At 41.1% G+C, this 13,488-nt stretch carries 11 protein-coding genes; 10 read left to right on the top strand and 1 reads right to left on the bottom strand.

The genetic code is table 11. The features are described 5' to 3' along the window. Positions 1 to 22 precede the first annotated feature (22 nt). From C8P65_RS11355 to ccsA, 10 genes are all read left to right on the top strand, one after another. Positions 23 to 655: a GNAT family N-acetyltransferase gene (locus C8P65_RS11355; RefSeq protein WP_107782895.1), complete on the top strand. Its 633-nt coding sequence runs from the start codon at positions 23 to 25 to the stop codon at positions 653 to 655. A gap of 90 nt (positions 656 to 745) precedes the next feature. After that, on the top strand, positions 746 to 1,126 hold the full coding sequence (locus tag C8P65_RS11350; protein WP_009390913.1) for a TraR/DksA family transcriptional regulator: 381 nt from the start codon (positions 746 to 748) through the stop codon (positions 1,124 to 1,126). Between the two features lie 6 nt (positions 1,127 to 1,132). Continuing rightward, complete coding sequence (locus C8P65_RS11345; protein ID WP_107782894.1) at positions 1,133 to 1,693, top strand: Crp/Fnr family transcriptional regulator; 561 nt, start codon at positions 1,133 to 1,135, stop codon at positions 1,691 to 1,693. Positions 1,694 to 1,993: 300 nt separating this feature from the next. Then, positions 1,994 to 5,056: a SusC/RagA family TonB-linked outer membrane protein gene (locus C8P65_RS11340; protein WP_107782893.1), complete on the top strand. Its 3,063-nt coding sequence runs from the start codon at positions 1,994 to 1,996 to the stop codon at positions 5,054 to 5,056. 27 nt (positions 5,057 to 5,083) lie between these two features. After that, on the top strand, positions 5,084 to 7,012 hold the full coding sequence (locus tag C8P65_RS11335) for a RagB/SusD family nutrient uptake outer membrane protein (RefSeq protein WP_107782892.1): 1,929 nt from the start codon (positions 5,084 to 5,086) through the stop codon (positions 7,010 to 7,012). Positions 7,013 to 7,032: 20 nt separating this feature from the next. Continuing rightward, positions 7,033 to 8,301 carry a BT_3987 domain-containing protein gene (locus C8P65_RS11330; protein ID WP_245887404.1) on the top strand — a complete coding sequence of 423 codons (1,269 nt, stop codon included), beginning with the start codon at positions 7,033 to 7,035 and terminating at the stop codon, positions 8,299 to 8,301. A gap of 206 nt (positions 8,302 to 8,507) precedes the next feature. After that, positions 8,508 to 9,122 (top strand): cytochrome c nitrite reductase small subunit, encoded by a 615-nt coding sequence (gene nrfH, locus C8P65_RS11325; protein ID WP_009390915.1) that lies wholly within the window; start codon positions 8,508 to 8,510, stop codon positions 9,120 to 9,122. Positions 9,123 to 9,149: 27 nt separating this feature from the next. Further along, the gene (gene nrfA, locus C8P65_RS11320) at positions 9,150 to 10,616 is read left to right on the top strand and encodes an ammonia-forming cytochrome c nitrite reductase (RefSeq protein WP_107782890.1); all 1,467 of its coding nucleotides are present in this window, start codon (positions 9,150 to 9,152) and stop codon (positions 10,614 to 10,616) included. Between the two features lie 119 nt (positions 10,617 to 10,735). Continuing rightward, complete coding sequence (locus C8P65_RS11315) at positions 10,736 to 11,959, top strand: cytochrome c biogenesis ResB family protein (RefSeq protein ID WP_107782889.1); 1,224 nt, start codon at positions 10,736 to 10,738, stop codon at positions 11,957 to 11,959. A gap of 23 nt (positions 11,960 to 11,982) precedes the next feature. Next, complete coding sequence (gene ccsA / locus C8P65_RS11310) at positions 11,983 to 12,777, top strand: cytochrome c biogenesis protein CcsA (protein ID WP_107782888.1); 795 nt, start codon at positions 11,983 to 11,985, stop codon at positions 12,775 to 12,777. A gap of 80 nt (positions 12,778 to 12,857) precedes the next feature. Here the strand turns inward: ccsA and C8P65_RS11305 are convergent, their stop codons facing one another. Continuing rightward, positions 12,858 to 13,370: a nitroreductase family protein gene (locus C8P65_RS11305; protein ID WP_107782887.1), complete on the bottom strand. Its 513-nt coding sequence runs from the start codon at positions 13,368 to 13,370 to the stop codon at positions 12,858 to 12,860. Between the last annotated feature and the right edge of the window lie 118 nt (positions 13,371 to 13,488).

Genomic DNA, 13,488 nt, shown 5'->3' with positions numbered 1-13,488 from the left:
TTGAGGTAAAAAACAATTATTTATGCAATTACATTTCAGACAGGCTACGGCTGCTGATGCCAGATGTGTAGCTCACCTTCTTACCGATGCGTTTGCCAATTATAATATGTATCGCGCTGTGCTAAATCGGTTTTTCTTTTCGGATAGTCAGTATATTGATTATCTGAACAAATTGCACTACGTACAGGCGATGAGTAATATTCGCGAAGGGTACTGTCTGCTGGCGGAGCACGAAGGTACCCCTGTAGCGGCGGCTGTGATGCAGCATTTGGGTAAAACCCACATCGGCTTATGGGACTACTTGCGCTCGGGTGCTTTTGCCCTATGGCAATACGCGAAACCTACGAAGCATTTTTTGCCTTTCCTTGACCAAAGCAGCGAGCAGGCGAAAAACAATGCGCCTGAAGGGACGTGGTACTTAGAGAGTTTGGTGGTGAGCCCCGAATGGCAAAGCAAAAAGGTAGGCGGTAGGTTTATAGACCAAGGTATAGTGCCTTTTATAGCCCAACGCGGGGCTACCCAATTGCGCTTGGTGACCAATACGGCTATGAATGTGCATTTTTATACCCGACACGCTTTTCGGCAAACGGACTACCGCAAGATACAAGAAGTAGAGGTATGGACATTGCAGCGAGAAATAGCTCTTGAAGAGTAAAAAATGTGGAATTATTTTTGGTAGTTACAAAAATAGTTGTATTTTTACACCCTTGAAAAAATGAATTAATAACTAAATACTCAGAATATTATGGAAGAAAATATAAGAGTGCGCTATTCTGACAAAGAATTAGAAGAATTTAAAGCGATTATAGAAGAGAAAATAAAAAAGGCTCAGACAGACTTAGAACTTATTCGCAGTTCGTATATGAACAGCGCTACTAATGGTACTGACGACACATCGCCTACCTTTAAGGCTTTTGAAGAAGGCTCGAAGGTAACGAGCAAAGAGGAGAACACGGCATTGGCTATTAGACAAGAGAAGTTTATTCGCGATCTTAAGAATGCGCTTGTCCGCATTGAGAATAAGACTTATGGTATCTGTCGCGTAACAGGTAAACTGATAGACAAACGTCGCTTGATGGCGGTGCCCCACGCTACCCTAAGCATTGAGGCTAAAAATATGCAATAAGTACCTATGAGTCCGACAGAGTACATTTGCCAAGAGACCCTTATCACCCCCGAAGTGCTTGCGCCTTTGGTAGAAAGGCTTTTTGAGCAAAAGCACTACAAAAAGTATCAAACGCTGCAAAAAGCAGGTAGCAATGAGGGACGGCTGTACTATGTGGAACAGGGACTGCTACGCACTTTCTACGAGAAAAAGAAAAAGGACATTACCCATTCTTTTTTTATGGAGCAAATGTTTTATTTTCCGGTAGAGAATATTTATTTCGACAGTCCCACCCCCATTCAATTAGAGGCATTGGAGGATTGTGTGGTATGGGAAGCCGACTTTAGAGAGGTAGAGCGTGTGGTAAATGAGCATCAGGAGCTGGAACGGCTGATGCGATTGCTGTTAGTCTCGGCCATACAAACCCTTAGAGAGCAGCTGTACACGATTAAGTTTCAGACCGCCCAAGAGCGGTATGAGTTGCTGCTGAAGAAATACCCCCAGATACTAATGCGTGCGCCTTTAGGGCATATAGCCTCGCTATTGGGTATCACCCAACAAACACTAAGTGTAATACGAAAGAATTAAACGATTAGTCAATTAGAAGAAATAAGCCAATTAGCAAATGAGAGAATTTGTTAATTGGCTTATTTTTTCTTTGGCAATAATCTTATCGGGTTAGCTAATTAACCTATTGTACTTCAAATATTTATCTTAAAGACTTCTTAATATATAATTAACAAAACGCTGTCTTTGTTAAAAATATCACAAAAAACTTACGTTTTTTTTTTTTTGTTTTGTAAGTCTTCTATATATTTGCCGAAAATTTCGTATCAAAGTATTCATTAACCCGATAACTTAACCCGTTATCACAAAGCCAATTAATGTATGTTACAAAGAATTTTATGTTGTTTGTTTCTGTTAATAGGTTTTGGCCTCGGTGAAAGCTATGCACAACAGCCTAAGCCAAAACGTATTATTACCGGAACAGTTTCTGATGAAACAGGCCCTTTAGCAGGCGCTAGTGTCATCATCAAAAACAACCCCACTAAAGGGGTATCTACTGACCTTGACGGTCATTACAGCATCGAGGTGCAAGGCACTAAAGATGTGCTAAAGTTTTCCTACATCGGTTATAAAGACAAAGAGATAACCGTAGGCAAACAAGGTATTATAGATGTAAAGCTTACCTCAGAAAACGAACAGCTTGATGAAGTAGTAGTAACCGCAGGGGGGTATGTTCAGAAGAAAGTAACCCTAAGTGGTGCTGTAGCTAGTATGAAAGGTGTTGAGGTAAAAATGCCTTCTTCTTCTCTTACTTCAGCCTTAGCCGGACAATTAGCGGGGGTATTCTCGCTTTCGGGAACAGGAGAACCTGGTAGTGTATCAGAGTTTTATATCCGAGGTATTAGTACCTTTGGAGGTAGAACCCGTCCGCTGATTATCTTAGACGACATTGAGATTTCAGCAGAAGACCTCAACAATATTCCTGCTGAAACTATCGAAAGCTTTTCAGTGCTTAAAGACGCATCGGCTACAGCTATCTACGGTTCGCGTGGTGCTAATGGGGTAATGATTGTAAAAACCAAAAACGGGCAACACCGCGAAAAGACTAAAGTAGGGGTTACCTATGAACAGTCATTCAACGTGCCGGTGAACTTCCCTAACTTCGTAGACGGGGCTACTTGGATGGAGCTCTACAACGAAGCCCTTTTGACCCGTAACCCTGCTGGCTCTACTAAGTACACCCAACAGATGATAGACAATACCCGCAATAAGGTAGACCCTTATGCTTATCCTGATGTGGATTGGAAAAAGACCCTTTTCCGCGATATGGCACTTACCCAACGCGTAAACCTTAATATGCAAGGAGGGGGTGATAAAACCACCTACTATATGAGTATACAAGCCAACCACGATGATGGATTAATAAAAACTAAAAAAGTGTATTCTTGGAATAATGCTATCAGCCGATGGGCATACAACTTTCAGAACAATATCACTTACAAACTTACACCTACTACTAAGATAGACCTACGTATGAACGCCCAAATACGCCAACATACTGGAGGTAACTACAATACAGCAGACCTATTTGCGGGTATGCTTAATGCTAACCCTATTAACTTCCCGCTTACGTTTCCTGCCCAACCAGGTGATACCCACATACGCTACGGTAGTTCGGTAATTACTGGTAATAGCTATAAAGAAAACCTTTATGCTACTATGCTTAGATCGTTTAAAGAGCAACGCGAAAACACCCTTAACACTTCGCTTAAGTTAGATCAGGATTTTGAGTTTATCACCAAAGGACTTAGAGGCTCTATACTTATAAACTTTAAGAACTGGGCACGCAACTCGTATAACCGCTCTATCAACCCTTATACTTACCGTATAAAATCGGGCACCTATAACCCTGCTGACAAAACTTATGAGTTAGAAAAGCTTAACACAGGTACCGAGTATATCAGTCAGTCTAGCATAGCTAAAGAGGGAGACCAAACTTTCTTTTTGCAAGCCAATATGCAATACTCACGCAAAGTAGGTAAACACTCTTTTGATGCGATGGGACTTTACACCCAACGCGAATTTAAGAGCGATGTGCTTCCTCACCGCAACCAAGGGTACTCTGGACGTCTGACTTATAACTATGATTCTCGCTATCTGTTAGAAGGTAACTTTGGGTATACAGGTACTGAACGTCTTGAGAAAGGAAAACGCTTTGAGTTCTTTCCAGCAGTATCAGCAGGTTGGATTATTAGTGAAGAAAGCTTTTTCAAACCTATTAAAGGGATAGTACCATTCTTTAAAGTACGTTCTTCTTATGGGCTGATAGGTGAAGACGGTACAGGGCTTAACGCAGGGGCAGAACACTTCTTGTACATCACTAAGGTAGAATTTGACCATAAAGACTACGGTTATACAACTGGTGAAGACCTCAATACTACCTACAAAGGGCCTCGAGTAGTGAATTATGCCGTACGCAATGCTACTTGGGAAAAGGTAAAGAAATTTAATATTGGGGCAGATATGAAGATTTTAGGAGTAGATATCACCGCTGAATACTTCTATGACAAACGTTATGACATCTTGCTAAAACGCGAAGCCTTCCCTGAATCATTAGGGTATGCAGGTGCTAAACCTTGGACTAACAAAGGGAAAGTAGACAACTGGGGCTTTGAGTTTAGTGCTAACTACAACCGAAAGATTACTAAAGATTTGCACGCCTCAGTGAGAGGAAACTTCACCTACACCCAAAACAAATACATAGACCGCGATGATGTGAAGTTTAAATACCCTTGGCGAGGAGAAACAGGCTGGCCGCTTAGCTATCACGCAGGTTTTATAGCTGAAGGCTTGTTTAAATCGCAAGAAGAAATAGACAACAGTCCGCGCCAAAACTTAGGAAGTACCGTGATGCCTGGTGATATAAAATACCGTGATTTGAACGGTGATGGAGTGATAGACGATAACGACCGCACTATGATTTCAGAATATGGTAATATGCCACGTATACAATACGGTTTTGGTTTTACTCTTAACTATAAGAAGTTTGACCTTGGGGTATTCTTTACCGGAGCAGCTAAACGCAATATAATGACAGGACTCAACTCACCTTTTGGACGTAATGACCGTCACGTATTTCAGTATATAGCTGACAGTCGTTGGACAGAAGCGAACCCTGACCCTAACGCTACCTACCCACGTTTGGGGTTGCAAGACACAGAAACAGCCAACAATGCTAAACCAAGTACTTATTGGCTACGTGATGGTAGCTACTTGCGATTTAAACAACTATCATTGGGCTACACTTTCAAACAAGGACGTGTGTATGTAGCCGGTAATAACTTAGCCGTGTTTAGCAAATTTAAACAATGGGATCCTGAACTCAATTGGAATTCTTATCCGCTACAACAAGTATATAGCTTGGGATTCCAACTTCATTTCTAATCGTTTCACTATAAAAACAGTAATCGTATGAAAGTTTTAAATACTTTAAAAAATAGATTCTTACAGCTATCGCTCGTTACGACTATAGCAATGAGTAGCGTAAGTTGTGGCGACTACTTGGATGTAGTACCTCCTGAACAAGCGAGTCTTCCTGATGCCACTAAGAGTTATGATGCCTCTATCAAATTCTTGTATTCGTGCTATGCTACTGTGTATAATCCTTATAGTTATCAAACTATAGAGTCGGTGTCAGATGAGTATGTATTGCCACCCCTATGGTCAGAAACTCCTGCGAGCAAGATGAACTACAACCTAAATGAGGCTTCAAACAGTGCAGAATGGCGCTGGGGAGGTTATTACCGCAGTATTGGGCAAATACATCTCTTTTTGAGCGAGATAGACAAAGCCCGCGAAGTAAGCGCCGAAGAGATAAAAGAATGGAAAGCAGAAGCGAAATTCTTATTAGCTTACTATCATATGATGACTCTGATTATCTATGGGCCTTGTCCTATCAATGATCATTATATAGATATGGACGCTAATGAAAAAGAATATCCTGGTCGTTCACATTTTGACTATGTAGTAAATTGGATTGTTAATAAGTTTGACGAAGCTGCGGTAGACCTACCCGCTAAACGCAGTAGCCAAAAGTGGGGGCGTGCTACATCAACTATGGCAAAAGCTCTTAAAGCACGGCTATTAGTATATGCAGCATCCCCTCTGTGGAATGGTGGTTTCCCTTTCCCTAACTGGCAAAACACTAATTTTGAAACCCCTGGTTATGGCAAAGCTTTAGTAAGTTATACCTATGACCCACAAAAATGGGTGAGAGCTAAACAAGCTTGCGAAGAAGCTATCAGTTTTGCTACTTCGGAAGGAGGTAATGCCCTTTATACAAACGAAGAAGCTTATGTTCGCGAAGACTTAGAGTTGCCTTTTGTGCCAGGTGTGAATAAAAATACTGCCGAAGGGAAAGCTTTCCTAAAGAAGGTAATGCTAATGCGCTACCTTACTAACACTCGCTATTCAGAAGGTAACCACGAAATTATCTGGGGGGTAGCTCCTCAAGGAGACTGGCCATATGGAGTATTACCACACCACATCATCACCAAATCAAATGGTGAAAACTTTGGGTATTACAGTGGGGTATCGCCAGTACTTAATACCTCTATACAATATTTTTATACCAAAAATGGTAAACGTCCTGCCCACGATGGTAGTTTTGCCCCAGAATCGGATTGGTATAAAAGTGCTAACATTAGCGGTCGCCCTGGTATTATCAAGCTAAATGTAAATCGCGAACCTCGTTTTTATGCTTGGTTTGCCTTTGATGATGGTGATTACGGCAGCAAGTTAGCGGACGGAAGACCTTTACACATTGAATTGCGCAATGCAGACAAACAAGGTTATAACCCTGTGAAATATCAACGTGATAACAATGTAACCGGCTATTTCACCCAAAAAGGTATTATGCCTAAGCTGAACTGTAATAAAAATGGAGGTTGGAACTATGAAAATAAACCTCGTTGTCTTATCCGTTTGGCAGAGTTATACCTAAACTTAGCAGAATGCGAAGCTGCCTTGGGTGAAGATGCGCAAGCGATAGAGCACCTCAATATTATACGCATACGTGCAGGGGTACCTAACCTCACTACTGCTGACCTTAGCACTATGAGTATGACCGACTGGGTACGCAATGAGCGCTTTATAGAGCTATGGGGTGAAGGACACCGTTATTACGACATTCGCCGTTGGCTGATAGCCCCTCAAACAATGGCTGCGGGCACTCGTATGGGCTTGAGTGCTTATGGAAAAGAAAATCCTACCTTTGAAGAATTTAATACGGTAACCCCTGTGAAACAACCTTTTCAATGGAACAACCGTATGTATCTACTACCAGTATTTGACCGTGAGGTGTATAAAAACCCACAAATGGTACAAGCACCTGGTTACTAATAACTAAAAAGTATATAATTATGAATAAGATAACCAAATACATAGCCGCAATAGGTGTACTGAGCCTTATGGGCTGCGAGAAGTACGACCTTATTCCTGCCGAATACAATAGTGTGCTACTTATCAAAGAAAATGGTAGCCAAGAAGTGACTCTTTATACTGATGTGAATGAGAAAGGTACTTTTGAGTTTACAGTGATGAAAGCCGGCAAAAACCCTCAAGCTGTTACTTCGGCTGAAACAGAAGTTATGACAGAAGCACAAATGACGGCGTTAGGCTATTCGACTAACAAGATATTACCTGCTGAGCTTTATAGTTTGTCGACTACTCAGTTTCAGTTTGGAGCAGACAATATGTATCAGAAAGGAAGTGTTGTACTGAACAACGATGCTATCAAAACTTTTCTGAGTACCGCTGAGAACCCCGCTGCCTATGTGGTACCCATTCAGATAAAGAGTGCGACCTCTAAGATAAATACTGAGAAGAATTACTTTTTGCTTAGACCCATATTGCTAAAACCTTCAGTAGATTATGAGGTATCGGAGAAAGAAATAGCCGTAAATGGGGGAGAAGCTACTCAAGAAATCTTCTTTACCCTACCTTTTGCTAGTCCGTGGGATTTTGAATGTACTGTAGCTACTAGCACAGGTAGTAACCTACTACCTGCAGGACAGTATACGATAGAAAATGGTGGAAAAATAACCTTTAGCAAAGGGTCTAAACGCAGCTCTGCCCTACGGGTAACGGTAAAGGCAGACTTATTGGGTAACTATAATCTACCGCTAAAAATCAGTCACATAAGTAAAGAAGGAGTAGCCAAACCTACTAATGACTTTATGCTAAGAACGGTGATTAATAAGATACACCTAACAAAAGAGATGTTGGCTACTAATGCACAAGAGCCAAGTGAAGGGCCTATTGCTAATATGATAGACGGCAATCCGGCTACTTATTTTCATACCGCTTGGAGTGTGCACCCTACTGATGATGCTCATAATTTTTCGGTAACTTTAGCTAACCCTATTCGCAAATTTTCTTTCCAATATACTAATCGGAACCATCCTAATGGTAAGCCTAAAGTAATAAAGATATTAGGCTCTAATGACGGCACTAATTTCACCGAAATTACAACTATAAGCAGTGGATTGCCTGCAGGGGCTGCAACTATCTATACATCAGGAGTGATAGAAGCTAGTGCGGCTTATAAGATACTACGATTTGATGTTACACAAACCTACGCAGGCTCTAAGTATTTCTGTTTAGCTGAACTTTCTATTTTTGGTAAATAAAGACTGATTTTGCTCATTAGCAAATTAGCAGATAAGCCAATTAGTGAATTTTATAATTTGCTAATTGGCTTATTTTTAATAGGTTAATTCCTTTTCTTACTTAGAATAATAATAAATTTCGCTATTTTTCGTTTTTTATTTTGTAATGAAAGGAAAGCGGGGTATATTTGCAACGAAAAGACACGAAATACCTTATTTATTATATAATGGCGACAACTGATAAAGACACTCAAACAAAAAACAAACGATGGTTTCGTTTTCTGATACCTTCCTTGGTAGGTATCTTGATAGGTCTTGCGGGGTATATATTCTACCTATCTAAAGCACATTCCTATCTATCTGACGATCCAAAGGCGTGTGTGAACTGTCATATTATGGAGCCTGAGTATGCTACGTGGTTGCACTCATCGCACGGACGTAATACCGTGTGCAACGACTGCCACGTACCGCACGACAATGTCTTCCGTAAGTATTATTTCAAAGCTAATGACGGTTTGCGCCACGCTACGATGTTTACCTTCCGAATGGAGCCACAGGTTATCAAGATGCACTCACCAGGACAAAAAGTAGTGCAAGAGAACTGTATTCGCTGCCACAGCACCCTTGTAAGTGAGGTGCAGATAGGCAAGGTAACTGCCCCAATGGCACACGCTGGCAATGGCAAGCTCTGCTGGGAATGCCACCGCGAAGTGCCGCATAGCCGCGTACGCGGGCTGAACGCTGCTCCTAACTCGCCCGTGCCTATTATTGATGATATGGGCGCTAACGTTCCTGATTGGCTACAAGAAATGGCCGCTAAAAGTAAAAAAAGTAATAATTAAAAAAAACGAAATATAATTTATACAGCGATGAAAAAGAAACATTGGTTAATTGCAGGTATATTGGCAATAGTGACCTTCTTATTAGGACTATTGGCTAATTCAATAATGAATAGATCACAAGAGGCTGAGTTTATCGCAAAAGGCGGTAATAACCTCCCAGATCAGGAGTGTAAGAACGAGCTGTTCGCACCGTTCTACCCACGTCAGTACGACTCTTGGAAAGCAACTGCTGACACTACATTCCGCTCTAAGTATATGAGCAGTCAAGATGATGATTTGCTCGCTTTGCGCCCCGAAATGGTCGTGCTTTGGGCTGGTTATGCCTTCTCTAAAGAGTACAACGCGCCTCGCGGGCATATGCACGCTATTGAAGACGTAACAAAAATCCTTCGTACAGGTGCGCCTACCGATTCTACCCACTCTCCTCAGCCTGGTACTTGCTGGACTTGTAAAAGCCCTGATGTGCCTCGCCTAATGAAAAAAGTAGGATTAGACAATTACTATAGTGCTCCTTGGGATAAATGGGGTAACGAGATAGTAAACCCTATCGGTTGTGCTACTTGCCACAATACTAAAACAATGAAGCTTGAAGTTCACCAACCAGCTCTTGTTGAGGCTTTTGAACGTCAAGGAAAAGATATTAACAATGCTACACACCAAGAAATGCGTTCGTTAGTATGTGCACAATGCCACGTAGAGTACTACTTCAAAGGTGATAAAAAACACCTTACTTTCCCTTGGGATAAAGGTATGACTATTGAAAAGATGGAAGAGTACTACGATGCAGAAGGTTGGACTGACTATGTACACTCACTTAGCCGTACTCCTATCCTTAAAGCACAACACCCCGACTATGAACTTTCTCAACTCGGTATTCACGGACAACGCGGCGTTTCTTGTGCCGATTGCCATATGCCATACAAAACTGATGGTGCTGTGAAATTCTCTGACCACCATATCAGCAGCCCACTACGCAATGTATCAGCGAGTTGCCAAACTTGTCACCGCCAAAGTGAAGAAGAATTGGTGAAAAACGTATACGATCGCCAAGATGCTGTATATGGTATGCGTATGAAACTCGAAAAACAATTAGCAAAAGTACACTTCAAAGCTAAATTCTTGTGGGATAACGGTGCTAACGAAGAACAAATGAAACCTACTTTGGCACTTATCCGCAAATCACAATGGCGTTGGGATATGGTACACTCTTCACACGGTGCCGCTTTCCACGCTCCTATCGAATCTGAACGCCTCCTTAGCGATGGTCTTATCTATGCTTATCAAGCTGAAAATAATTTAGATGTGCTTAAAGAAAAACTAAATATCAAAACAGCTTTCGTAATGCCTGATATCAGCACTAAAGCTAAAGCCCAAAAAGAAATTGGTTTGGATATACCAAAAGAAGAAGCTGCTAAGAAAAAATTCTTAGAAACTATAGTGCCTAAATGGATAGAAGAAGCTAAAAAAGCAGGACGCTTAGTATCACAAAAATAGTGCACGCCGCATTAGGCAATAACAGTCAATAATATAGACTTTGCCAAAGGTCGTGGGACGAAAAGCCTGCGAGACTTTGGCAAAGTTTGTCTTTATTATATTATTATTTTTTAGTTTTTATGAAGCAATACCCATTCGCTACCTTAGTAGCGTGTATATCCCTTATAATAGGGCTTATTTTACAACTTACTGTCGGGAGCCTCAGCAAAAGCTGGTTTAGCTTTCCTGATAATATCATCGCAGGGTTCACTTTTGTAGTGATTACCACGCTCGTATTCTTTATTTTTAGAAAGTCGTCTTTCGTAAGTAGATTTTCATCAGCTCCGTTTGCTATTGTGATTGTAGCCGTTTTAGGTCTACTGACTATCGGGCTTGGAAGTATCAATGTAAAACCTGAAGAAATGCAAGGTGTTTTAGGTAAATTAGGCTTAAATGACCTGACTAAGACGTGGTATTTTGGTCTTATATTTGTATTAGCCCTTATGAACCTTTGGTTTGCGATACTCAAACGCTCTTTGGTATACGAGAGCAAGAATATTCCGTTTTTGCTCAATCACTTTGGCCTATGGTTGGTGATGTTTGCAGGTGTACTCGGTCAGGGAGATATCGTACGACTAAAAATGAATCTCTACAAAGACAAAGCAGAGTGGCGCGCCTTTACTGAAGAGAACAAAATGGTGCAACTGCCTTTGGCTTTAGAGCTTAAAGAGTTTAGCATAGATATTTATCCTAATAAACTATTTGTGATAGATACTACTGGTTCAGCACTGCCTGTAGAGAAACCACAAGGCTTTATGCTTGAAAAAGAAGGAGAGAGTATGACTCTTCTACATTGGAAAGTTACTCTTCATAAATACCTTGAAAAGGCAATACCCGATACAGATAGCACTTATATAAACCACACTATGTGGGGAGCTACTAACGCTGCCCAAGTGACGGTAGAAGACTTGCGCACCCACAAGAAGAAAACGGACTGGATATCAGCTGGTAACTTTCAGTTTTCGCCTCGTGCTATCGACTTAGATAAAGATCATACATTAGTGATGGCCCCCCCTGAAGCACGTAAGTTTCAGTCGCAAGTGTTAGTATTTCAGAAAGATAAGAAAGATGAGATACGCGAAGAACGCATAGAGGTAAACCATCCTATCAGTGTAGGAGGTTGGCGTATTTATCAAGTGAGTTACGATGAACGCGCAGGACGTTGGTCTGAACTCAGTGTGGTAGAGCTTATCTCAGACCCTTGGTTACCAGTAGTTTATACAGGTATATTTTTGCTTATTGCTGGTGGTATAGCTTTCTTGTTCCAAGTGAAAGGGAAGAAAGAGGTAATTGTAAATTCATAATTCTAAATTCATAATTAAAAGAAATGTGGCATCATTTTGACATAGTAACCTATCTCTCGGTAGCACTTTGGCTATTAGGAGGTAGCCTTATTTACAGTAAAAACAAAGCTCTAAGGGTAGCGAGTATAGCTACTCACTTAGGAGCGACCCTTATAGTAGGAGGCTTTATTATAGCACTTTGGAAAAACTTAGAGCGTCCACCATTGCGCACTTTAGCAGAAACACGCATATGGTACTCACTTTTTATGGGGCTCATAGGCTACGCTATCTACTTGCTCTATCGACAAAAATGGATGCTTAGCTACTCGGCTGTAATGGGTATCGTATTTATAGTGCTCACTTATACGCACCCTGATACGATGAACAAAGCATTAATGCCAGCACTGCAAAGTGTATGGTTTATACCGCACGTAATCGTATATATCTTTGCCTATGCTATGTTAGGTATGGCATCGCTTACAGCTTTTTATGGCATCTATCGATATAAAAAAGGACAAGAAACTAGCAGCATATTTGCTGTGATAGACCAGCTTATAAAGGTGGGTTATGTATTCTTAACCTTTGGGTTGCTCTTCGGAGCGCTATGGGCAAAAGAAGCGTGGGGACACTATTGGACGTGGGACCCTAAAGAAACGTGGGCTTTCATCACTTGGTTGGGCTACTTGGTATATTTGCATCACAAGTACAATCACAATGAGCGTAAACCACTACAAAGCTTCGTAATTGTAGGGATAGCGTTTATCCTTTTGTTGGTATGTTGGTTTGGCGTGAACTACCTACCTACTGCTCAAATGAGTGTACATACTTACTCAGGATAGGACAAAACGAAATATAAAAACGAGCACCGGTCTAAAAAGGTAAGCCTTTTTAGACCGGTGCTCGTTTTGTATTATTACTTCTACTTCTTCATTCCCATAAAGAAAAATCCGTAGCAGCGTTCATTTTCTTCTAATTGTAAGAAATCTTTCATCTGAAACATAAAGCCGGGGGTACCCCAATAGCAACCTACGCCGTGGACAGTGCAGGTGAGGTACATATTTTGTACAGCCATCGCTGTCGCAGCTATTTCTTCCCACTCGGGCACTTTACCACTAAAACAAATGCTAATAGTTACTATTGTATCTGATTTAGCTACTTTTTGAGCTATTTCATTCATTTTTCGCTCAGAGAAGTTCTCAGCAGGTACATTTTCTTTGTACAATCGTACTAATTCTTCTCCTAAAAGGGCTTTATCAGTACCTCTATGAGCTTTTAGGCGCCAAGGTTTGGTGCGTTTGTGGTTAGGAGCATAGTCAGCAGAGCTGATAATCTCTTCTAATACTTCTTTGGCTATAGATGCATCACTATATTCAGGAGGGAATATACTCTTGCGAGTGGTAATGATGTGTCGGAGTGTTTGGGCTTCTGTCATAATACTAAGAATTAATGTTTAATCACGGCGTTCGCATTTAAAGTTTTAAAAGTTTTTCTCTATACTCTGGTTCATAGAGGGCTTCAGCACGTTTCTTTGTTTTGGAACCTTTGTATGT

Origin of the sequence: Capnocytophaga leadbetteri, from assembly GCF_003054025.1 — a bacterium.
Classification (GTDB): Bacteria; Bacteroidota; Bacteroidia; order Flavobacteriales; family Flavobacteriaceae; genus Capnocytophaga; species Capnocytophaga leadbetteri.
The sequence above is the reverse complement of the archived record's forward strand: the minus strand, read 5'-3'. Positions and strand labels throughout refer to the sequence as shown.